The sequence below is a fragment of the Halobacterium sp. NMX12-1 genome, from assembly GCF_040435975.1.
GTDB lineage: Archaea > Halobacteriota > Halobacteria > Halobacteriales > Halobacteriaceae > Halobacterium > Halobacterium hubeiense.
Genome location: NZ_CP159204.1, coordinates 355,806 through 376,467 on the forward strand (window position 1 = coordinate 355,806; position 20,662 = coordinate 376,467).

The following is a 20,662-nucleotide window of genomic DNA, read 5'->3' on the forward strand; positions in this document are numbered from 1 at the left end:
TGGCGTGGAATATCCGGCCCGGCCCTCGAACGTGGTTAGTGAAAGGTAGTGTCGGATTCATCCCCGCCCTGAAGCGCGGGGCTTTCTCCTTGACTTTCCGTAACCCGCCCCGTTCCTGCCGTTCGATTTTAACCGGCGGCGTGTGAACGCCCCGCACATGACGCTGGTCGCCGCGGCCGGACTGGCCGCGCTGTCGGTCGCCGCCGCCGCGCTCGTGCTCTACGCCGCGTGGCGCGCGGACGCCTCGCGCTCGGACCGCTCGCACGCCGGCGCCGCGCTCGCGGACGGCGGCGACCCCGCCGACGAACCGGACGCTCCCGCCGAACCCGACGGTGGCGAGCCAACCGATTCGAGCTACCTCCTCGGGACGACCGCCGCCAACAAGCTCAGCGGCGTCACGCGCTGGCTCACCACCGTCGACCACAAGGACATCGGGCTGCTGTACCTCGCGTTCGCCGCGACCGCGTTCCTCTGGGGCGGCACGGACGCGATGATGATGCGCACCGAGTTGTACGACCCTGCCGTCTCGGTCTGGGACGAACACACGTACAACGCCCTGTTCACGATGCACGGGCTGACGATGCTGTTCCTGTTCGGGACGCCCGCGCTCGCCGGCCTCGGGAACTACCTCCTGCCGCTGTTCATCGGCGCCGACGACATGGCGTTCCCGCGCATCAACGCCATCGCCTTCTGGCTGCTCGTGCCCGCACTCGTGCTCATGCGCGCCGGCCTGCTCTCGGACGTTCTCGGCCACGTCTTCGTTGCCGGCGGCCTCGGGGCCTTGGGCGAACAACTGCTCGCGCTCGCGCCGCCCGCCACGGGATGGACGTTCTACGCGCCGCTGTCCGTGCAACTCGAGCTCCCGACGGTGAGCGTCGTCCTGCTGGGCTTGCACCTCTCGGGAATCGCCACCACGATGTCCGCCATCAACTTCATCGCGACCATCTTCACCGAGCGCGACGTGGCGTGGCGCGACCTCGACATCTTCTCGTGGACGATGCTCACCCAGTCGGGGCTCATCCTGTTCGCGTTCCCGTTACTGGGTAGCGCGCTCGTCATGCTCCTGTTGGACCGCACCGTCGGCACGACCTTCTTCGCCATTCAGGGCGGGAGCCCCATCCTCTGGCAGCACCTGTTCTGGTTCTTCGGCCACCCCGAAGTGTACATCCTCGTGCTCCCGCCGATGGGCATCGTCAGCCTCCTGATTCCGAAGTTCTCGGGGCGGAAGCTATTCGGGTTCAAGTTCGTCGTCTACTCGACGCTGGCGATTGGCGTGCTCTCGTTCGGCGTGTGGGCCCACCACATGTTCACCACGGGCATCGACCCCCGGTTACGGGCGAGCTTCATGGCGGTCTCCATCGCCATCGCCGTGCCGTCGGCAGTGAAGGTGTTCAACTGGATCACCACGATGTGGAACGGCCACGTCCGCCTGACCGCGCCGATGCTGTTCTGCGTCGGCGGCGTCGCCACGTTCGTCGTCGGCGGCGTCACCGGCATCTTCCTCGCCGCAATCCCCATCGACCTGCTGCTGCACGACACCTACTACGTCGTCGGCCACTTCCACTTCATCATCATGGGGCTGATTTCGTTCGCGTTCTTCGCGGGCGTCTACTACTGGTACCCCCTCGTCGTCGGCAAACACACCGACTACCGGCTCTCCGTCGCGCACTTCCTGCTCACTACTGTGGGTATCGTGCTCGCGTTCGGCCCGATGATGATCATGGGCCAAGAGGGGCTGCCGCGCCGGTACGCCTCCTACCCCGCGGAGTTCGCGGGCCTCCAGCAGGTCGCCACGCTCGGCGCAATCCTCATCGCGCTCGGCACGGTCGTCTGGCTGTTCAACCTCGTGCAGTCCTACCGGATGGGCGACCCGGTGACGACCGACGACCCGTGGAATCTCCGCGAGCACGGTGACCAGCGCACCGCCGAGTGGGACGAGCTCCCCTACGGGCGCGAGTAGTCAGACGTCTTCCAGCGAGTGGTAGACCGCCCCGAGAGTGAAGCCGTACAGCAAGTGCGCGAACAGCGTGAACGAGAGGTGGAGCGCGCCCTCCAGCGACCCGAGGTCCGGGGACGCGACCGCGACGTACACCACCCACAGCGGGATGCTGAACGCCATCCCACGGATTGCGGGGTCGCCGCCGCCCGGCACCCGCGAGAGGACGGTCTCCAGGCGCACGAACACCAGCGGGAACACGGCCATCCCCGCCAGCAGGAACACGAACAGCCCCAGCACGGGCTGGTCGGCGACGCCCGCATACTGTGCGATTGCCGGGCCGACGCCCAGCTCGAAGCGCGCCTCCACCTCCGCGATGACGAGCACCACGGACATCACGATCGTCCCGGCGACACCACCACCGATTGCGCGTCGTATCGGGTCCATGCGTGCTCACCTCACAGCAACAGCGGCACCGCCAGCAGTCCCGGCACGAACGCCACCCCCAGCGTCGCCAGCAGGATGACCAGTATCGCGCCCGGCAACCCGCCGACTGCCACCACGAGCAACGCCAGCGGCGTCACTGCCACCTGCGCGCCGAGGAACTCCGCGATGAGGATGACCACCAGCCCCACGACCGCGTTGACGATGAACGGCTTCACCGCGCGAATCACGCGGTACGCGCCGAACAACGCCACCAGTACGAGGACCGCGAGCCCGACCTCCAGCATCGTTGGCATACGTACCCGTGTGACACCCACCGCGAAAGTCGTTGTGGCGCCAGCCCGCCGAACGAAACCCTTACGCCGCACCCGGCGGTACGTCTACGCGCGGGACCGTGGGGTAGCTTGGTATCCTTCAGCGTTTGGGACGCTGTAACCCCGATTCAAATTCGGGCGGTCCCACTTCTCTGCGGCGCTACGACCACTAGATCAGCTATCGTAGCCCGCGATCGTCCGGAAGCATATACCTAATCGCGACGATATTATTTCGCATGGAGTCGCATCGGAAAGGAGACCTGACCGAAGCCACGGTCATCACGGAACTGAAGCGGCGCGAAATCCCCGTGTCAGTCCCGTTCGGTGACAACGAGCGCTACGATTTGGTCGCAGAGTCAGCGGGCGACCTCTACCGAATCCAAGTAAAGACCGGCTGGCTCTCGGACGGCTGCGTGGAGTTCCACGGGAAATCGAGCCACACGAACTCGGGCGGCAACGTCTACAAGACCTACGACGGCGACACGGACTTCTTCGCGGTGTACTGCCACGAGCTCGAACAGCTGTATCTCGTCGCCGAGGACGCGTTCGAGACAGAGATACGCCTTCGCGTCGAAGACGCCGAAATCGAGCAGCCGAGCATCAACTGGGCCGTCGACTACGAGTTCGACGAGCAGTGGCCGCCCGAGAACGGCACTAACGATGCCACGGACGACCGCGAGGCCATCGTTCAGACGCTGCGCGAACGCGGCGTGGACGTCATCGACGCGAGAGACAGTGACGCGCCCTACGACGTCCTCCTGCGGACGCCCGCGGACGACCTCCTGCGAGCGGCCGTGCGCCGGGGCTCGGTGACGAACGGCCGGGTTCGATTCGACACGAGCCAGACCGTCCCCGGACCCGACGACATCGAGTACGTGGTCGTGGACTGCGCGGAGCGCGGCGAGCAGTATCTCGTCGAGCGCGCGAGCTACGAGCACACGATGAGCCTGCGGGTGACCGAACCCGAGCAGACGCAGCCGTCGATAAACTGGGCTGCCGACTACGAGTTCGACAAGCAGTGGCCGCCGAGATAGATGTTCCACAAGCGGGTCGAGGGTCATGGCCTCGACCCCCGAGACTGTCGCTTCCCGGCTGGACCTCTCGCTTTCGGAGGTCTACTACGCACTGGCGTACTACCACGACCACCCCGATGAGATGCGGGCGGTCGAGGAGGAACGCGAGCGCGTCCGTGAGATGGTAGTAGCGTTCTCAAATCCAATCCTCCAGTACATCCTTTGTCCCAATTCCACCCAGGGAGAATACATTTACCGTCACCCCACCAACACGTACGCATGAGCGACCTGTCCGCGACTGACGTGGCACCAGCGTGGGTGTGGCTCGCGACGGCCGCGAGCGGCGTGCTCGCGGTGGTCGTGCACGTCGTGGGCGGCGCGGCCTACGAGTCCGCTGTCGGCGTACTGACCGCCGGCGCGGTCGTCGGCGTGCTGTACCTGCTCTACCAGTGGGGACAGATTCGGGAGAAGCCGACCAGCGAGACGAGCGACCGCGAGAAGGAGATGCAAGCGGAGGCTGGCGGCTACGGCGGCAACAGCGGCGGTGGCTAGCCCACCTACTCCACGCTGAGGACGTCGTAGACGCCGACCATCTCCGTCTCCTCGACGCGCGCCGTGAACTCCGCGCCTTCTTCAGGCGCGTTGTCGGCGACGAGCGTGACGGCTTCGATGGGGTCGCGCAGGAGGAACGACTTGATGCGTTCGGGCCAGGACGGCGCGCCGCCCTTCCGGCAGACGAGGACGTACCGCGAGTCCGCGAGGTCGCGGAGGGCGGGCTGGAGGTCGTGGTCGTCGACGTCCTCCGGTGGGACGACGGCGAGCACTTGCGTGTGGAGCGTTTCGGGCACACGCGACCCGAGGCGTTCGACGGGAATGAGTCTTGCTCGAACGCGGCACTTTTCCGATGCCCGCGAAACGCACCGGTATGGTCGGGTCGTCGGTTCTGATTGCGGTCGTGGCGCTGGTGTTGTACGGCGCGTGGGCAGTGACGGCTGGCGTGGCGACGCGGAGCATGGCGGCCGTGAACGCGGTGTTCGTCTCGTACGTCGCGGGCATCGCGGTCGCGGGCGGGTACGCGCTCTGGACGCGCCAGCCGGTGACGGGCTCGCGCGTGGACCTCGTGTTCGCGGCGGTCTCGGGCCTCTGTCTGGCCGCCGGCACCATCGGCTTCTACGCGGCGCTGGCGCGCGGGAACATGGCCGTCGTCTCGGCCATCGTCGCGCTGTACTTCGTGATCCCCGCGGTCGTCGGCGTGCTCTACTTCGACGCGGCACTGTCCGCGACGAACGCCGCAGGGCTCGCACTCGCGGTCGTCGCCGTCGTCCTCGTGGCGTCCTGAACGGCTTCGCCTCCGCTCGGCAACCCCCTTATACCGGCCTCCGAACATCATCCGGCTAACTCCCAGTTCGTGGGAACGTGGGTGACGGTTCTTTGAGAACGCGCGTACAGCCCCGGCTGACGGTCGAGTAACGCGAGAAACGAGAAAAAGCGGCGACGGCGGTGACTGTCGCCGCGCGCACAGACGGAGGCTGACAGGAATGCCAGACCCAGACGACGACATCCCCACATCGTTCGACGACGACGAAGAGGAACGCATGGAGCGCCTGCTCGACGACACCGAGTACGACACGGAGCTCGGCGTCGAGATGGCGAAAGACGCCCAGCGCGTCGCCGCGGGCGAGCTCTCGGAGGCGGAATTCTACCGCCAGTACCACGAGGACGTCCTCGAGGAGTTCGGCGAGGACGACCGCGAGATCTCGGGGCTGCTCGACGACGCGGGCGGCGACGGGTTCGCTGACCGGCTCTCCGGGCTCGCCGACGACCAGGACCTCTCGCGCCGTGAGGTGATGAAGAAGGGCGGCGCCGCGGCGGTCGCGCTCGGGCTGTTCGCGAGCGTGGACAGCGAGACCGCGGCCGCCCAGGAGGGCGAGGACGGCGACGGGACGCGCTACGGGATGACCATCAACCTCAACAACTGCGACGGCTGTCTCGCCTGCGTCGTCGCGTGCAACGAGGAACACGGCACGTCCGGGGGCGCGAACTGGATGTACGTGTTCACGTACGAGGACGAGGACCAGGAGGACGAGAACTTCCTCGTGCGGCCGTGCCAGCACTGTACGGACTCGCCGTGTACGAAGGTGTGTCCGGTCGGCGCGCGCCACACCCGCGAGCAGGACGGCCTCGTGCTCACGGACTACGACATCTGCATCGGCTGCCGGTACTGCGAGGTGTCGTGTCCGTACGGCGTCAACTACTTCCAGTGGGGCGAGCCCGACGTCCCGGACAGCGAGATTCCCGACGAGAACCAGTACGACGAGCGCGGCCGCTGGGTTGGCGCGCGCCCGCCGAAGGGCGTGATGGGCAAGTGCACGTTCTGCGTCGACCGCCAGGACGGGGCGATGGGCGAGGAGAAGATCGGCACCACCGCCTGCGAGGAGGCGTGCGCGATGGACGCCATCCACTTCGGGGACCTGAACGACCCCGAGAGCGCGCCCAACCAGCACCTCCGCGAGTACCGCGAGAGCCAGGAGAACGACACCGAGCAGTTCCCGAACCGCAAGGAGCACACGGTCTCCACGTTCAAGCTCATGGAGGAGCGCGGCACGGAGCCGAACGTCCACTACATCGGCAACGAGCCGTCGCCGCACGCCGAACAGGTCGAGGGCCCCGTGAGCTACGACGACATGGGCATCGTCGACAACCGCAAGGAGGAGGTGCTCGACAACGGCGCGATGGCCAACAAGGAGGGCGAAGAGGCATGATCGCCGACACCAACCGCGAGCGCACCGAGCGCACCGACGACGAACCCTACCGGGTCGCGCCCGACGGGGGTGAGCGCCCGTGAGCGTCGACGTCACCGGGGTCGGCCGCGACACGCTCGTGCGGCCGATTCAGACGTTCTCAAAGAAGTACATCGCCGTCTTCCTGCTGGCGCTGGCGGGCGTCGGCGTCTGGCTGTTCTTCTACGTCCAGCAGCTCGAACACGGCCTCATCGTCACCCACCTCGGCGACTGGGGCTCCGGCGGCGGCGTCCCGTGGGGCCTCTACATCGGCGCGTTCATCTGGTGGGTCGGCATCGCCCACGGCGGCATCATCCTCTCCGCGGCCGTGCGGCTGCTCGGGATGGACGACTACCAGCCGGTCGCCCGCATGGCGGAACTGCTCACCATCGCCGCGCTGACCTGCGCCGGCCTCTACATCCTCATCCACGTCGGCCGGCCGGACCGCCTCGTGACGAGCGTGCTGCCCGCGTGGCCGACGCGCGTCCAGTGGTCGCCGCTCGTCTGGGACGTCACCGTCATCACGGCGTACTTCGTGCTGACGGCGACGTACCTGCTGTTGACGATTCGGTACGACATCCACCGGCTGCGCGACCGCCTCCCCGACCGCTTCGAGCCGCTGTACAAGGCCCTAATGGTCGGGTATAGCGAGAAGGAGGACGCGGTCGTCGAGCGCATGGTGTGGTGGCTCGCGTTCGCCATCATCATCATGGCCCCGCTGTTGCTCCACGGCGGCGTCATCCCGTGGCTGTTCGCGCTGCTGCCGTCGATGGCCGGCTGGGCGGGCGGCGTGCAGGGGCCGTCGTTCCTCTCCATCGCGCTCACGTCCGCGGTCAGCGGCATCATCATCGTCGCGGCGGCGTTCCGCTACGCCTACGACTGGCAGGAGCTCATCCCGAAGCAGGTGTTCTACGGGCTCTCGAAGTGGCTGGGCTTCTTCGCGCTCATCTTCCTGTGGCTGCAGCTCCAGCAGGTCATCACGGGCATCTTCGCGGCGCCGACCACGCTCCAGCACGCCACCGAAGTCAAAATCGCCAAGCCCGTCTACTGGGTCGCCATCGGCCTCGTCGTCGCCGCGGAGCTGTACGTGTTCGCGGCCGCGCTGAAGTCGTCGCTGTTCTCGATTCCGCGCATCGTCGCGGTCTCCGTGCTGGTACTCGTGGGTACGCTCATCGAGAAGACGCTGTTCGTCGTCGAGGGGCTCCAGCACGCGCACTTCCAGCTGTACGACGGCGTCCCCGGCGTCTACATCCCGTCGCCCGTGGAGCTGTCGTCGCTGCTGGGCGCGGTCGGCATCGTCGTGCTGTTCTTCCTCGCCGTCTCGAAGGTGATTCCGGTGGTGGAACTGCACGCAATCGAGGACGACCACGAGGAGGTGAGTGAGTGATGTTGCCGCTGTCGTCGGCGCCGTACACGCTGCCGTTCGTCGGCCCGGGCACGTACCTCATCTTCGGCATCGTGCTCGCGCCCGTCTACGTGATGGTGGCCACGTGGTACCTCGGCGACCCCAGCGACGGGAAGACCGCCGGCCTCGGCGTCGCCTACCTCGCTGGCCTCACGACCGCGCTGTGGGGCGGGCTGTTCGTCGCCACGATGGTCATCAAGTTCGCGTTCTTCTGACAGCCAGCCACCCGCGCCGGGGGGACCCCGGCACCCACTCAAACCAATGACCACTGCACCCGAACTCCGAGCACGACTCGCCGACGTGGAGGACCCGCTGAACGACGACGACATCGTCTCGATGGGGCTCGTCAACGACGTCGCCGTCAACGAGGACACCGCCCGCGTGGAGCTGGCGTTCAACGCGCCGTACTCGCCGGCGGAAATCGAGATTGGCAACGACATCAGGGACGTCGTCGAGGACGCCGGCCTCGAACCCGACCTGCGCGCGAACGTCGGCGAGGAACACGGCTTCGACGACGAGATTCTCCCGGGCGTGAAGAACGTCGTCGCCGTCGCCTCCGGGAAGGGCGGCGTCGGGAAGACGACGGTCGCCGCGAACCTCGCGGCCGGCCTGAACGACCGCGGGGCGCGCGTCGGCATCCTCGACGCGGACGTTCACGGCCCGAACGTCCCCCGCATCCTGCCGACGGAGAACGAGCCCGGCGTCACGCCCGACGGCGACATCGTCCCGCCCGCCTCCGACGGCGTGCGCGTGATGAGCACCGACCACATGATGCCGGACGGCGACGAGCCCGCGGTGATGCGCGGGCCGATGGTGAACAACGTGATGATGAAGTTCATCAACGAGGTCCAGTGGGGCCGACTGGACTACCTCGTCGTCGACCTGCCGCCGGGCACGGGCGACGCGTCGCTGAACCTCCTGCAGACGCTGCCCGTCGCGGGCGTCGTCGTCGTCACCACCCCGCAGGAGATGGCGGTCGCGGACGCCCGGAAGGGCCTGAAGCTGTTCGCCGAGCACGACGCGTCCGTCCTCGGCGTCGTCGAGAACATGTCGGCGTACCACTGCCCGAACTGCGAGGACACCCACGAGGTGTTCGGCAGCGGCGGCGCCGCCGAAATCAGCGACGACTACGACGTCCCCGTGCTCGCGGAGCTCCCCGTCCACCCCGACTTCGACAGCGAATCGGGCGGCCCGACGATTCGCGACGAGGACAGCGGCGTCCGCGAGGACCTCTTCGAGTTCGTGGACGAGACCGCCGACCGCGTCGGCGAAATCAACCGCCGGAAGGTCGCCGAACACGTCGCCGAGCGCGGCGACGACGTCCCGGAGGAGGCCGACGCCCCCGCCGGGTCGCCCTAACGGTCAGTCCGCTGATTCGACGCTCGTTATTTCGAAGCGCGCGCCCGTCGCGCTGTGCTCCGCGTCGGTAGCGGCGACCTCCCAGCCGTGCGCGGACGCGATGGTCTCCACGATAGAGAGCCCGAGGCCCGTGCCGTCGCTGGTCGTGTACCCCATCTCGAAGATGTCGTCCTGTACGTCCGCGGGGATGCCGGGGCCGTCGTCCTCCACGTAGAACCCCGACCCGTCCGCGAGCGCGCCGACCCGCACCGTGACGTCGGGACCGCCGTGCTCGACGGCGTTCCGAGAGAGGTTCTCCAGGAGCTGGACGACGCGGTCGGCGTCCGCGTCGAACGCGAGGTCACCGTCCACGACGAACGTGGCGTGCTCGGCTGCAACCGACGCCCACGCCTGCTCGGCCAGCGCCGACAGCGACACCCGCGAGCGCTCGCCGATGTCCGCGCCCTCGCGCGCGAGCATCAGCACGCTCTCGATAATCTGCTCCATGCGGTCCAGCGCCCGCGCCGCCGCGTCGAGGTGCTCGCTGGGCCGCTGGTCGCGCTCCAGATCCACGCGGCCCGCCGCGACGTTCAGGGGGTTGCGAAGGTCGTGGCTGACGACGCTGGCGAACTGGCCGAGGCGCTCGTTCTGCCGCTGAATCTGTCGGCGCGCGTCCTCCTCGCTGGTGACGTCCGTGACGACGACCATCTGCCCGACGCGCGTCCGCCCGAACGTGAACGGCGTCGCCGACACCTGGTAGAACCGCCGCTCGCCGTTCCGCCGGAGTTCCACGACGTCGCGGTCGCCGGCAAGCCGCTCGGCGACGGCCGGCACGGCGTCCGCCAGCGGCCGCCCCGTCGCGCCCGCCAGCGCCGGGAACAGCCCGCGGGCGCGCTCGTTCGCGTCCCGAATCTCGCCGTCGTCGGTGAGGAAGACGACCGCGTCCCGGACGTCGCCCGCGAGCTGGACCGCCTGGAAGCGGTCGAGGAAGACGAACAACACCCCGACGGCGAACGCCGCGACGCCCAGCGACTCGTAGCTGAGCTCCGGGAGCGCCGACGTCGAGGCGCCGACGACGTCCGCCGCCACGGGGAGGCCGGTGACGGCGACGAGCGCGAGCAGCGGGCGCGTGTCGTAGCCCGTCTGCCCGAGCAGCTCGAACAGCATGAAGTAGCCGACGGCGGCCAGCGCGTACGCCGTCCCCATCACCAGCCAGTGGAGGGTGTGGTGGTCGACGGCGAGATGCGGGAACGGCGCCGACGCCTGTTCGACGCCGAAGTAGAAGCCATGGACTGGGTTCGTGACTTTCACCGCGATGACCGCGAGGAACACACCCAGCGCGACGCGGCGGACCGTCGGGTTGCGGTGGAACGCCCTCCCCGTGTACGCTGAACAGAAGTAGAGCCACGCCCCCACGGTGGCGAGCCCGAAGATGAGGCCGCCGGTGTACGCGGCGACCTTGAGCTCCGTCGACGGCAGCGCGAGAAAGCCCGCCTGCGCGGCCGCCCAGCCGCCGCTGGTGACGAGCAGCGCGGCGAGCCCGCGACGCGTCCCCGGGTCCTCGACGCGCCCGACCCGCGACAGCCCAGCGAGACACGCGAGCGCCGCCACAAAGAACACCGCAACGTAGCCAGCGAACAGCAGTCCTGTCATCAGACGACTCCGCGTTGCCCGCGGGTTCACAGCGCGGCCGGATAGCTGTTCGGGCGCACGACCACTTCCACCCCGGTTTGCCAAGCTTCTTAGGCGAGCGGGCGCTACTTGTCGTGGACAGAATGGCCCAGGCCGCAAACCAGGAACTCGTCGACAGGTTCGAGGAGTTCTACCGCCGGTACTACAGCGACGACGTCGCGGAGCTCGCCCGCAAGTACCCCCGCGAGACGAAGTCACTGCACCTCGACTGGCGGGACCTCTACCAGATGGACCCCGACCTGGCCGACGACTACATCAACCACCCCGACGACCTCCGGGAGGCCGCCGAGGAAGCCCTCCGGCTGTACGACCTCCCCGTGGACGTCAGCCTCGGACAGGCCCACGTCCGCGTGTTCGGCCTCGACGAGCACACCGAGATTCGCGAGATTCGCGCCGAACACCTCAACACGCTCGTCAGCGTGCAGGGGATGGTGCGGAAGGCGACGGACGTCCGCCCGAAGATCGAGCGCGCGGTGTTCGTCTGCCAGCGCTGCGGCGCCGAGACCGAGGTGCCTCAGGGCGACGCGGGCTTCCAGGAGCCCTACCAGTGCGAGAGCTGCGAGCGCCAGGGCCCGTTCAAGCTCGACCCCGAGCGCTCGGAGTTCGTCGACTCCCAGAAGCTCCGGATTCAGGAGTCCCCCGAGGGGCTGGCCGGCGGGGAGACCCCACAGAGCATCGACGTGCACGTCTCCGACGACATCACCGGGGAAGTGACGCCCGGCGACCACGTCACCGTCGCCGGCGTGCTCCGCCTCGACCAGAGCGAGGGCAGCAACGAGTCCCCCGTCTTCGACCTCTACATGGAGGGGACGTCAGTCGTCATCGAGGACGAGGAGTTCGAGGAGATGAACATCACCGAGGAGGACAAACAGCAGATCGTCGAGATCTCGAACCGCGAGAACATCTACGAGCAGATGGTCGACTCGATGGCGCCCTCCATCTACGGCCACCGGGAAGCCAAGCTCGCGATGATTCTCCAGCTGTTCTCCGGCGTCACCAAACACCTCCCCGACGAGTCCCGGATTCGGGGCGACCTCCACATGCTCCTCATCGGGGACCCCGGGACGGGGAAGTGCCTCGACGGGGACACGCACGTTACGCTCGCGGACGGCACCGAGCGCCCGATTCGGGACATCGTCGAAGAGAACCTCGAAAACCCGAAGCCGGTCGACGACGGCGTGTACGACGACGCCGACCTGCCGGTGCTCTCGATGGACACCGACGGGACGATTACCGAGCGACGAGCGACCCGAGTCTGGAAGCGAGAAGCACCAGACCAGATGTACCGGATTCGAACGTCGAGCGGCCGCGAACTCGAAGTGACGCCGTCGCACCCGTTGTTCGTACAGCAGGACGGAAAAATCGCGGCACGGACGGCGGACGAACTCGATGAGAACGAGTTCGTCGCGACGCCGCAGTCGCTACAGACGAGCGGAGACGACACGCTCGATGTCGACTACCGCCGCTCGGAGTCAGAGAACGCGGTTCGACTGAGTCTTCCGGACGAGTGGACGCCCTCGCTCGCTCGGCTCGTCGGCTACATCATCGCCGAAGGGTACGTCGTGCTCGGCGACGACCACACAGGCGACGTCAGAGTCACGAACGAAGACGACGAGATACTCAACGACGTCACTGACGCGCTGGACGCGCTTGGACTCAACTATGCAGTCAGCGGGCCCCGAGAAGGGAAGTCCGCGAAGACTGTCCGGTGTACCTCCGGCGAGTTCGCGAGCTTCCTCGAGAATCTCGAATCGGCGATTCTGCAGCCGTCGGCGGACCAGCGCGTCCCTGACGCGATTCGACGCGCGACCACCAAGACGAAACGCGAGTTCCTCCGCGCGTACGTCGACAGCGAGAGCCACGTCTCGGAGACCCAGCGCGAAATCACGGTCGCCTCGATGAGCCGCGAACTGCTCGACGGCGTGCGCTCGCTGTTGCTCGCGTTCGACGTCACGTCGAGCATCGAAGCGCGGAACAACGGCAGCTACCGCCTCCGTATCGGCGGCGACAGCTTCGAACGGTACGTCGAGCAAATCGGCTTCGTCACGGAGCGAAAGTCGACGACAGCCGGCTCCTACGACGGGCAGTCTTCGAACACGAACGTCGACGTTGTCCCCGATATTGGCGAAGAGCTCGGCCGCATTCGAGAGACGCTCGAACTCTCCCAGTTCGACTGCGGCGTCCCGAGGACCACGTACCAGCACTACGAGCGCGGCGACCGGAATCCGAGCCGGGACAGTCTCCGACAGGTCGTCGAAGCGTTCGAAAACCGACTCGCGGGGCTCCGAGAGACGAAACAGAGCATCGAAGACGGCGACTGGCGAGACGTCTCCGCGGTCCGCGACGAGCTGAACGTCTCGCAGGCGGAGCTCGCGGACGAGATGGGCGTCGAACAGACTGCCGTGAGTTACTACGAGCGCAACGACGCCGTTCCGGACGGCGGAAAGGTTGTGTCGGCGAAGAACGGCCTCGGGACGCGAATCGACGAGGCCCTCTCGGTCGAGCCGGACGTCGAACGTCTCCGCCACCTCGTCGAGAACGACGTTTCGTGGGACCGCATCGAGTCCATCGAGACCGTCGAACCGGCCGAAGAGTGGGTCTATGACCTTGAGGTCGAGGGGACGCACGCGTACCTCTCGAACGGCGTCGTCTCCCACAACTCCGCGCTCATCTCCTACGTCCAGAACATCGCGCCGCGCTCCGTCTACACGTCCGGCAAGGGCTCCAGTTCCGCGGGGCTGACGGCGGCCGCGGTGCGGGACGACTTCGGTGACGGCCAGCAGTGGACGCTGGAAGCCGGTGCGCTCGTGCTCGCTGACCAGGGCGTCGCGGCGGTAGACGAACTGGACAAGATGGCTGCCGACGACCGCTCGGCGATGCACGAGGCGCTCGAACAGCAGAAGATTTCCATCTCGAAGGCGGGCATCAACGCCACCCTCAAAGCGCGGTGTTCGCTGCTGGGCGCGGCGAACCCGAAGTACGGCCGCTTCGACCAGTACGAGCCCATCGGCGAGCAGATCGACCTCGAACCCGCCCTGATTTCGCGGTTCGACCTCATCTTCACGGTGACCGACGAGCCCGACCCCGAGGAGGACGCCCAGCTCGCCCAGCACATCCTCCAGACGAACTACGCGGGCGAGCTCAACACCCAGCAGAACCAGCTCGCGAGCGCGAACCACACCGAGGACGAGGTCAGCGCGGAGACCGACAACGTCGCGCCCGCCATCGACGCGTCGCTGCTGCGGAAGTACATCGCGTACTCGCGGCGGAACTGCTACCCGACGATGACCGACGAGGCCCGCGACGCCATCGAGGAGTTCTACGTGGACCTGCGCGCGGAGGGCCAGGGCGAGGACTCTCCGGTCCCGGTGACCGCGCGCCAGCTGGAGGCGCTGGTGCGCCTCGGCGAGGCGTCCGCGCGCGTCCGGCTCTCGGACACCGTCGAGAAGGAGGACGCCGAGCGCGTCATCGAGATCGTGCGCTCGTGTCTGCAGGACATCGGCGTCGACCCCGAGACCGGCGAGTACGACGCCGACGTCGTCGAGACCGGCCGCTCGAAGACCCAGCGCGACCGCGTGAAGAACGTCAAGGCCATCATCAAGGAAATCGAGGACGAGTTCGACGAGGGCGCGCCCGTCGAAGAAGTGCTGGACCGCGCCGAAGAAGTTGGGATGGACGCCTCGAAGGCCGAACACGAGATCGAGAAGCTCAAGGAGAAAGGCGAGCTCTACCAGCCGAACAAGGACCACCTGCGGGCAATCTGAGCCCCGCGCTCTGATGGGCGCAATGGTCCGAGCGGCGGACAGGGCCAAGTCACAGTGATGCGACAACCGCCGTCGCCCGGACTCACCGGACCCAGAATGTAGGAGTGACGGGTTATTCTTCGCCAGCGCTGTCGGCGATGCTGTCGGCGATGTCGTCGAGTTCGGCGTCCGAGAGGTCGGGACGCTCGCCGGCGACGGCGTGGACCGGCCGGCCGCCGTCATCGTCGAAGCGCGGGATGATGTGGCCGTGGACGTGCGGGACTTCCTGCCCGGCGGCCTCGCCGTTGTTGAACGCGACGTTGCTGCCGTCGGCGTCCACGACGTCCTCAACGATAGGCGTGAGGTAGTGCAGTGCCGCGAACATCATCTCGCCGCTCTCCGGCGGCACGTCACCGAGCGTCTCGTGGTGCTCTTTGGGGATGACGAGCGTGTGCCCGGGCGCCAGCGGGTTCGCGTCGAGGAACGCGAGCACGTCCGCGTCCTCGTAGACGACGCGCGCGGGAATCTCTCCATCCACGATCTGACAGAAGATGCAGTCCTCGGCCATGTGCGGCCCAACACGCGCCTCGATTAAAAGCCTACTCGCGGTTGCCGACGCTGTCGCGGAACTGGTCGCGGTCGACGACGCGCAGCGTCAGGTCCGCGGTAGCCACGGACGCGCCGTCGGCGCGTTCCGCGCGACAGGCGAACGAGAGGTCGGGGCGGTCGACGGCGACGAGCGTCGCGGACGCGTCGACGGACTCCCCGACGCCGACGGGCGCGAGGTGCGAGACTGAGGCGCCGCGCGCGACGGCGTGCGTGCCCTCCGGGAGACGGCCGCGGAGCGCGTCGCGGACGGCGACCTCGAACTGCGCGAGCAAGTGCGGCGTCCCGAGCACGGGGACTGCTTCATCGGCGGCGTCGCCGGACTGGTCGTCGTGTGCGCCGAACGCGACGGTGGCGTCGGCGGCGTCGAGCGTGAACGTGGTCTCGCCGCGAACGTCGGCGCCGGCGTCGGCGAGCATATCGAAGGCGTCTGGCATACGTGAGGCGACGACGCTTCGGGTGTTAGTCCTGACGGCGCGCCGCGGCGAGCGCGCCCCGGAGGCCGGCGACGTACTCGTCCCGGGAGAGGTCAAGCCGTGAGAGCCAGACGTCCTCGTAGGAGGGGTGGAGCGCGGGGACGAGCGCGGCGTCGAAGCCCGGCCAGTCGAGCGGGCATCCCTCGCGTACGCAGTCGCCGACCGTCGAGACGAAGCCATCGAGCCTGCGGTCGGCCAGCGACAGCAGGCTCGCGGTGGCGTGCTTGCCCGTGGCGAGCACGGCCGCGGGTTCGAGTTCGGCGAGTTCGGTTTCGAGGTGGACGGCGCACGCCTCGCGTTCGTCGGGCGTGGGGTCGCGGTTCTCGGGCGGGTGGCACTTCACGGCGTTCGTGAAGTACGCGTCCGCGTGGCCGAGGTCGGCGGCGAGGTCGCGGACGCGTCGACCCGAGTGGCGGGTCGTGTGCGCCATCCCGGTGTAGTTGCCGCCGCGCCACCGCTCGGCGTCCGGATTACCGGCACCGGGCGCCTCGCCGACGACCACGAGGTCGGCGTCCAGCGGCCCCTGTCCCCACGAGATGCAGTTCCGCGATTCGACCAGCGCCGGACAGCGCTCGCAGTCCGGTTCGAGGACGTGGCGGGTGTCGGCGTCGGGGAACTCGGGCACGCCAGCGTGTCGGGCGGGCGGCGTCAATAGCCTTGCGCGCGGGCCGCCGCGAGGAACGCGAGCGCGACGACGGCGAGAATCGGAACGAAGACCGTCCACTCGGGGAACTCCCAGTACGCGTCGGCGGCGCCGTACGCGACCAGCACCGCGCCGGCCGCCGCGACGGCGTTACCGGCGTGGACCGCGGCGTACTCAGGGTCCGCGCTCTTGTCGTAGTTGGCGAGCAGGTCAGCGCGCCGACGCACGCGGACGAAGAGCGCGACGGCGACGAGCAGGACGCCGACCGCGGCGAGGACGAGCGAGTCGGTGGGCACTACTCCGTGAGCGGGAGGACGATGCCGAACACGAGCGGGCACAGCAGGATGCCGAGCACGCCCGCGACTTCCGCGTCGAACAGTAGCGCCTGCTCCCAGCCGGGCAGTGAACTGCCGGTGAGCGCGAGGCCGAGCGCGCCGACGACGAACAGCGCGAAGCTCGCGAGCGTCGAGCGTTTCGCGAGCGTCGGGTAGTCGAGGTTACCGTAACGTCCCATATCCCGAGCACTCGCGTCGTCGCTACTAAGCCTTCTGTCTCGAACAGAAGGGCTATGAACGACGGCTGGCTACCGCTGGCTATGCTCAACAACGCTGCGGAGCTGTTCGACGTCGCCGTGACGCTCGCGTACGCCGTCCTCAGCGCGGGCTTCGTGGGGGCGGGCGTCCTCACGGAACTGCGGAGCGCCGCCACGCTCGGCGGCGGCGAGACGGTGCTTGGCGTGTGGCTGGCAGTCATGGGCGTCGTCGCCATCGCCGCCGGCACGATGCTGTTCACGGACAAGGTGCGCGCACAGATTGGCGGCGCGTAACCCGGGGGCGACTGTACAACCGATTACCCTTTGGGGGGCGAGCGAGACGGGTACGCCATGAGCCGATTCGCCGACGTACCCGACCAGTACGACCCCGAGGACGTCGAGGACCGGGTGTTCGACTACTGGGAGGACGTCGACGCCTACGAGCAGGCCAAACAGCACCGGGCGGACGGCGAGGACTTCTTCTTCGTGGACGGCCCGCCGTACACGTCCGGCGCCGCCCACATGGGGACGACGTGGAACAAGACGCTGAAGGACGCCTACATCCGCTACCACCGGATGCAGGGCTACGACGTCACCGACCGCCCGGGCTACGACATGCACGGGCTCCCCATCGAGACGAAAGTCGAGGAGGAGCTGGGCTTCGAGTCGAAGAAGGACATCGAGGAGTACGGCGAGCAGAAGTTCATCGAGGCCTGCAAGGAGTTCGCCGACCGGAACCTCGAGGGCCTCCAAGAGGACTTCCAGAGCTTCGGCGTCTGGATGGACTGGGAGAACCCCTACAAGACCGTCGACCCGTCGTACATGGAGGCGGCGTGGTGGGCGTTCGACCGCGTGCACGAGCGGGACCTCGTCGAGCGCGGGAAGCGCTCTATCAGCCAGTGCCCGCGCTGCGAGACCGCCATCGCGAACAACGAAGTGGAGTACGACGACGTCGAGGACCCCTCCATCTACGTCACCTTCGACCTCGACGACCGCGAGGGGTCGCTGGTCGTGTGGACGACGACGCCGTGGACGATTCCGGCCAACGAGTACGTCGCCGTCGACGAGGACGGCTCCTACCAGAAGGTGCGCGCGACGAAGGACGGCGAGGAGGACGTGCTCTACGTCGCCGAGGAGTGCGTCGAGGACGTGCTGACGGCGGGCCGCTACGACGACTACGAGGTCGAGGAGACGTTCTCCGGAAGCCACATGCTCGGCTGGTCGTACACGCCGCCGCTCGCCGAGGAAGTACCCGCCAATCCCGTGGACGCCGACGGCACGCACGAGGTCTACCACGGCGACTGGGTGGAGGCCGACCGCACGGGCCTCGTCCACTCCGCGCCCGGCCACGGTGAGGAGGACTTCGCGCGCGGCGAGGAACTCGGCCTCCCCGTGTTCTGTCCGGTCGGCGAGGACGGCGTCTACACCGCGGAAGCCGGCGAGTACGAGGGCCAGTTCGTCCGGGACGCCAACGACGACATCATCGACGACCTCTCGGAGAAGGGCGCGCTGCTCGCCGAGGAGCAGGTCACACACTCCTACGGGCACTGCTGGCGCTGTGACACCGGCATCATCCAGATCGTCACCGACCAGTGGTTCATCACCATCACGGACGTCAAAGACGAGCTCCTGGAGAACATGGAGGACTCGGAGTGGCACCCGCAGTGGGCGCGGGACAACCGCTTCCGCGACTTCGTGGAGGACGCGCCGGACTGGAACGTCAGCCGGCAGCGCTACTGGGGCATCCCGGTCCCCATCTGGACGCCCGAGGACTGGAACGGCGACATGGACGACGTGCTCGTCGTCGGCACCCGCGAGGAGCTCGCGGAACTGGCCGACCAGGACGTCGACCCCGAGACCGTGGACCTCCACAAGGACACCGTCGACGACCTCACTATCACGCAGGACGGCACGACGTACACGCGCGTCCCGGACGTCTTCGACGTCTGGCTGGACTCCTCGGTGGCGTCGTGGGGCACCCTGAACTACCCCGAGGAGGAGGAGGCCTTCGAGGAGCTGTGGCCCGCCGACCTCATCATGGAGGCCCACGACCAGACGCGGGGCTGGTTCTGGTCGCAACTCGGCATGGGCACCGCGGCGATGGGCGAGATTCCCTACGACGAGGTGCTCATGCACGGCTACGCGAACATGCCCGACGGCCGCGGGATGTCCAAGTCCAAGGGCATCACCATCGAGCCCAACGAGGTCATCGAGGAGTACGGCGCCGACCCGATGCGCCTGTTCCTGCTGTCGGTGAGCCCGCAGGGCCAGGACATGCGGTTCTCGTGGGACGAGACCGAGAACATGCAGCGGGACCTCAACATCCTCTGGAACGTGTTCCGGTTCCCGCGGCCGTACATGGCGATGGACGACTTCGACGCGAACGTCCCCGAGCCGTTCGGCGGCGACGGCGACGGCGTCTCCGTCGACGACGTCCACCTCGAAACCGTCGACCAGTGGCTGCTGTCGACGCTCCAGCGCGTGAAGGGCGACGCCACCGACCACTGGGAGGCCTTCGAGCAGCACAAGGCCCTCGACGAGATTCTGGAGTTCGTCACGGGCGACCTCTCCCGGTACTACGTGCAGGTCGTCCGCGAGCGCATGTGGGAGGAGGGCGACTCCGAGTCGAAGACCGCGGCGTACGCCACCCTCCAGCGAGCCCTCTTGGAAGTGACCGCGATGCTGGCGCCGTACGCGCCGCTCGTGACGGACGAACTCTACCAGCACCTCACGGACGGCGACGCCTACGACACCGTCCACATGAGCGACTGGCCCGAGGTCGAGGAGCGCTACCGCCAGCCCGCGCTCGAAGACGACGTGGCGGCGCTCCGTGACATCGAGGAAGCCGGCAGTCACGCCCGCCAGCAGGCCGGCCGGAAGCTCCGCTGGCCCGTGACGCGCATCGTCGTGGACGCCGACGACGACCGCGTCGCGAGCGCGGTCCGCGACCACCCGAGTCTGCTCCGCGACCGCCTGAACGCGCGCCGCATCGAGGTCGTCGACGAGGGCGAGCACTGGGACGAGCTGGCGTTCAGCGCGCGCGCCGACATGAGCGTGCTCGGCCCCGCGTTCGGCGACGACGCCGGCGAGGTCATGCAGGCGCTCAACGACGCGCACGTCGAGTCGGCGGACCTCGACGCGCTCGCCGAGCAGGTCGGCGAGGAACTCGGCCGCGACGTCGAACTCACGCCCGAGATGGTGGAGTTCGTGGAGGAGGCGCCCGAGCACGTCTCGGGCGCCGACTTCGACGGCGGCACCGTCTACGTCGACACCGAACTCGACGAGGACGTCGAGAGCGAGGGGTACGCCCGCGAGGTCATCCGCCGCGTCCAGGAGATGCGCAAGGACCTCGACCTCGCGATGGACGCCGAGATTCGGCTGGACGTCGTGGTGTTCGACGACCGCGTCGCCCGGCTGGTCTCCGAGCACGAGGACCTCATCGAGGAGGAGACCCGCGCCCGCGAGCTCGGCGAAGTCGAGGACGGCTACCGCGAGGAGTGGGACGTCGAGGGCACGAAGATGGCGCTCGAAATCGAAGAGCTGTAGGCGGCGAGGACGAGCGGCTACTCTCGGGCGTTACCAGTAGTTGTCAATCGGTTCCTTCATTCAGAGTATGGATGAAATAGCCCTACGTGCAGGGGACGTAGTCACTGTTAGGGGGCTTTCCATAATCCATAGCAGAACAGGCCAAGGCCGACTATGAAAATTCCGAGGGTGACTTCCCCCAACACAGGGTCGTC

Annotated in this window: 21 protein-coding genes and 1 tRNA gene; 13 read left to right on the plus strand and 9 right to left on the minus strand. The window is 67.8% G+C overall.

Features of this window, described 5'->3' with window-relative positions; genetic code table 11:
* Window positions 1-157 precede the first annotated feature (157 nt).
* Complete coding sequence (locus ABSL23_RS03345) at window positions 158-1,960, plus strand: cbb3-type cytochrome c oxidase subunit I (RefSeq protein WP_353634695.1); 1,803 nt, start codon at window positions 158-160, stop codon at window positions 1,958-1,960.
* Here ABSL23_RS03345 and ABSL23_RS03350 read toward each other — a convergent pair whose 3' ends face one another.
* Window positions 1,961-2,383: a DUF6789 family protein gene (locus ABSL23_RS03350; RefSeq protein ID WP_353634696.1), complete on the minus strand. Its 423-nt coding sequence runs from the start codon at window positions 2,381-2,383 to the stop codon at window positions 1,961-1,963.
* Between the two features lie 11 nt (window positions 2,384-2,394).
* Window positions 2,395-2,676 (minus strand): pro-sigmaK processing inhibitor BofA family protein, encoded by a 282-nt coding sequence (locus ABSL23_RS03355; RefSeq protein WP_353634697.1) that lies wholly within the window; start codon window positions 2,674-2,676, stop codon window positions 2,395-2,397.
* Window positions 2,677-2,768: 92 nt separating this feature from the next.
* Here ABSL23_RS03355 and ABSL23_RS03360 point away from each other — a divergent pair.
* The 4 genes from ABSL23_RS03360 (at window position 2,769) to ABSL23_RS03375 (ending at window position 4,259) form a co-directional block, all read left to right on the plus strand.
* A tRNA-Pro gene (locus ABSL23_RS03360) sits at window positions 2,769-2,841 on the plus strand.
* A gap of 89 nt (window positions 2,842-2,930) precedes the next feature.
* Window positions 2,931-3,728, plus strand: a complete 798-nt coding sequence (locus ABSL23_RS03365; RefSeq protein WP_353634698.1) for a group I intron-associated PD-(D/E)XK endonuclease — start codon at window positions 2,931-2,933, stop codon at window positions 3,726-3,728.
* Between the two features lie 25 nt (window positions 3,729-3,753).
* Complete coding sequence (locus tag ABSL23_RS03370) at window positions 3,754-3,990, plus strand: hypothetical protein (RefSeq protein ID WP_353634699.1); 237 nt, start codon at window positions 3,754-3,756, stop codon at window positions 3,988-3,990.
* Window positions 3,987-4,259: a hypothetical protein gene (locus ABSL23_RS03375; RefSeq protein ID WP_353634700.1), complete on the plus strand. Its 273-nt coding sequence runs from the start codon at window positions 3,987-3,989 to the stop codon at window positions 4,257-4,259. Before ABSL23_RS03370 ends, ABSL23_RS03375 begins: the two co-directional genes overlap by 4 nt.
* Before the next feature lie 5 nt (window positions 4,260-4,264).
* Here ABSL23_RS03375 and ABSL23_RS03380 read toward each other — a convergent pair whose 3' ends face one another.
* Window positions 4,265-4,555 (minus strand): hypothetical protein, encoded by a 291-nt coding sequence (locus ABSL23_RS03380; RefSeq protein WP_353634701.1) that lies wholly within the window; start codon window positions 4,553-4,555, stop codon window positions 4,265-4,267.
* 77 nt (window positions 4,556-4,632) lie between these two features.
* On the opposite strand from ABSL23_RS03380, the gene ABSL23_RS03385 reads away from it, so the two are divergent.
* The 5 genes from ABSL23_RS03385 to ABSL23_RS03405 all read left to right on the plus strand — a co-directional run bounded on the left by ABSL23_RS03385 (window position 4,633) and on the right by ABSL23_RS03405 (window position 9,251).
* A complete protein-coding gene (locus ABSL23_RS03385) occupies window positions 4,633-5,046 on the plus strand; it encodes an EamA family transporter (RefSeq protein WP_353634702.1) in 414 nt (137 codons plus the stop codon).
* Window positions 5,047-5,245: 199 nt separating this feature from the next.
* The gene (locus tag ABSL23_RS03390; RefSeq protein WP_353634703.1) at window positions 5,246-6,469 is read left to right on the plus strand and encodes a 4Fe-4S ferredoxin N-terminal domain-containing protein; all 1,224 of its coding nucleotides are present in this window, start codon (window positions 5,246-5,248) and stop codon (window positions 6,467-6,469) included.
* Window positions 6,470-6,548: 79 nt separating this feature from the next.
* Window positions 6,549-7,874, plus strand: coding sequence for an NrfD/PsrC family molybdoenzyme membrane anchor subunit (gene nrfD / locus ABSL23_RS03395; protein WP_353634704.1), 1,326 nt, complete (start codon window positions 6,549-6,551; stop codon window positions 7,872-7,874).
* Window positions 7,871-8,107 carry a hypothetical protein gene (locus tag ABSL23_RS03400; protein WP_353634705.1) on the plus strand — a complete coding sequence of 79 codons (237 nt, stop codon included), beginning with the start codon at window positions 7,871-7,873 and terminating at the stop codon, window positions 8,105-8,107. Before nrfD ends, ABSL23_RS03400 begins: the two co-directional genes overlap by 4 nt.
* A 46-nt stretch (window positions 8,108-8,153) precedes the next feature.
* Window positions 8,154-9,251 (plus strand): P-loop NTPase, encoded by a 1,098-nt coding sequence (locus ABSL23_RS03405; protein ID WP_353634706.1) that lies wholly within the window; start codon window positions 8,154-8,156, stop codon window positions 9,249-9,251.
* Window positions 9,252-9,254: 3 nt separating this feature from the next.
* Here the strand turns inward: ABSL23_RS03405 and ABSL23_RS03410 are convergent, their stop codons facing one another.
* Complete coding sequence (locus tag ABSL23_RS03410; protein ID WP_353634707.1) at window positions 9,255-10,883, minus strand: ATP-binding protein; 1,629 nt, start codon at window positions 10,881-10,883, stop codon at window positions 9,255-9,257.
* A 122-nt stretch (window positions 10,884-11,005) separates the two neighbouring features.
* Between ABSL23_RS03410 and ABSL23_RS03415 the strand changes: the two genes are divergently transcribed.
* Window positions 11,006-14,686, plus strand: a complete 3,681-nt coding sequence (locus ABSL23_RS03415) for an LAGLIDADG family homing endonuclease (protein ID WP_353634708.1) — start codon at window positions 11,006-11,008, stop codon at window positions 14,684-14,686.
* Between the two features lie 112 nt (window positions 14,687-14,798).
* Here ABSL23_RS03415 and ABSL23_RS03420 read toward each other — a convergent pair whose 3' ends face one another.
* From ABSL23_RS03420 to ABSL23_RS03440, 5 genes are read right to left on the minus strand one after another with little or no spacing between them, the layout of a single operon-like run.
* Window positions 14,799-15,233, minus strand: coding sequence for an HIT family protein (locus ABSL23_RS03420; protein ID WP_353634709.1), 435 nt, complete (start codon window positions 15,231-15,233; stop codon window positions 14,799-14,801).
* A gap of 31 nt (window positions 15,234-15,264) precedes the next feature.
* Entirely contained in the window at window positions 15,265-15,708 is a 444-nt protein-coding gene (locus tag ABSL23_RS03425) for a hotdog domain-containing protein (protein WP_059057819.1), read from the minus strand.
* Window positions 15,709-15,733: 25 nt separating this feature from the next.
* Entirely contained in the window at window positions 15,734-16,372 is a 639-nt protein-coding gene (locus ABSL23_RS03430) for a uracil-DNA glycosylase family protein (protein WP_353634710.1), read from the minus strand.
* A 23-nt stretch (window positions 16,373-16,395) separates the two neighbouring features.
* Window positions 16,396-16,686 carry a hypothetical protein gene (locus tag ABSL23_RS03435; protein ID WP_059057821.1) on the minus strand — a complete coding sequence of 97 codons (291 nt, stop codon included), beginning with the start codon at window positions 16,684-16,686 and terminating at the stop codon, window positions 16,396-16,398.
* Window positions 16,686-16,904, minus strand: a complete 219-nt coding sequence (locus tag ABSL23_RS03440) for a hypothetical protein (RefSeq protein ID WP_353634711.1) — start codon at window positions 16,902-16,904, stop codon at window positions 16,686-16,688. The genes ABSL23_RS03435 and ABSL23_RS03440 overlap by 1 nt, the downstream gene beginning before the upstream one ends.
* Before the next feature lie 81 nt (window positions 16,905-16,985).
* On the opposite strand from ABSL23_RS03440, the gene ABSL23_RS03445 reads away from it, so the two are divergent.
* Both ABSL23_RS03445 and ileS read left to right on the plus strand, forming a co-directional pair.
* Window positions 16,986-17,216 carry a hypothetical protein gene (locus ABSL23_RS03445; protein ID WP_353634712.1) on the plus strand — a complete coding sequence of 77 codons (231 nt, stop codon included), beginning with the start codon at window positions 16,986-16,988 and terminating at the stop codon, window positions 17,214-17,216.
* 57 nt (window positions 17,217-17,273) lie between these two features.
* Complete coding sequence (gene ileS / locus ABSL23_RS03450) at window positions 17,274-20,468, plus strand: isoleucine--tRNA ligase (protein ID WP_353634713.1); 3,195 nt, start codon at window positions 17,274-17,276, stop codon at window positions 20,466-20,468.
* Window positions 20,469-20,662 lie beyond the last annotated feature (194 nt).

Coding starts and splice junctions, on each gene's coding strand:
- ABSL23_RS03425 (WP_059057819.1), bottom strand. CDS start 15,708: ATGCCAGACGCCTTCGATATGCTCGCCGACGCCGGCGCCGACGTTCGC.
- ABSL23_RS03390 (WP_353634703.1), top strand. CDS start 5,246: ATGCCAGACCCAGACGACGACATCCCCACATCGTTCGACGACGACGAA.
- ABSL23_RS03355 (WP_353634697.1), bottom strand. CDS start 2,676: ATGCCAACGATGCTGGAGGTCGGGCTCGCGGTCCTCGTACTGGTGGCG.
- ABSL23_RS03345 (WP_353634695.1), top strand. CDS start 158: ATGACGCTGGTCGCCGCGGCCGGACTGGCCGCGCTGTCGGTCGCCGCC.
- ABSL23_RS03370 (WP_353634699.1), top strand. CDS start 3,754: ATGGCCTCGACCCCCGAGACTGTCGCTTCCCGGCTGGACCTCTCGCTT.
- ABSL23_RS03350 (WP_353634696.1), bottom strand. CDS start 2,383: ATGGACCCGATACGACGCGCAATCGGTGGTGGTGTCGCCGGGACGATC.
- ABSL23_RS03375 (WP_353634700.1), top strand. CDS start 3,987: ATGAGCGACCTGTCCGCGACTGACGTGGCACCAGCGTGGGTGTGGCTC.
- ABSL23_RS03385 (WP_353634702.1), top strand. CDS start 4,633: ATGGTCGGGTCGTCGGTTCTGATTGCGGTCGTGGCGCTGGTGTTGTAC.
- ABSL23_RS03415 (WP_353634708.1), top strand. CDS start 11,006: ATGGCCCAGGCCGCAAACCAGGAACTCGTCGACAGGTTCGAGGAGTTC.
- ABSL23_RS03440 (WP_353634711.1), bottom strand. CDS start 16,904: ATGGGACGTTACGGTAACCTCGACTACCCGACGCTCGCGAAACGCTCG.
- ileS (WP_353634713.1), top strand. CDS start 17,274: ATGAGCCGATTCGCCGACGTACCCGACCAGTACGACCCCGAGGACGTC.
- ABSL23_RS03410 (WP_353634707.1), bottom strand. CDS start 10,883: ATGACAGGACTGCTGTTCGCTGGCTACGTTGCGGTGTTCTTTGTGGCG.
- ABSL23_RS03445 (WP_353634712.1), top strand. CDS start 16,986: ATGCTCAACAACGCTGCGGAGCTGTTCGACGTCGCCGTGACGCTCGCG.
- ABSL23_RS03420 (WP_353634709.1), bottom strand. CDS start 15,233: ATGGCCGAGGACTGCATCTTCTGTCAGATCGTGGATGGAGAGATTCCC.
- ABSL23_RS03405 (WP_353634706.1), top strand. CDS start 8,154: ATGACCACTGCACCCGAACTCCGAGCACGACTCGCCGACGTGGAGGAC.
- ABSL23_RS03365 (WP_353634698.1), top strand. CDS start 2,931: ATGGAGTCGCATCGGAAAGGAGACCTGACCGAAGCCACGGTCATCACG.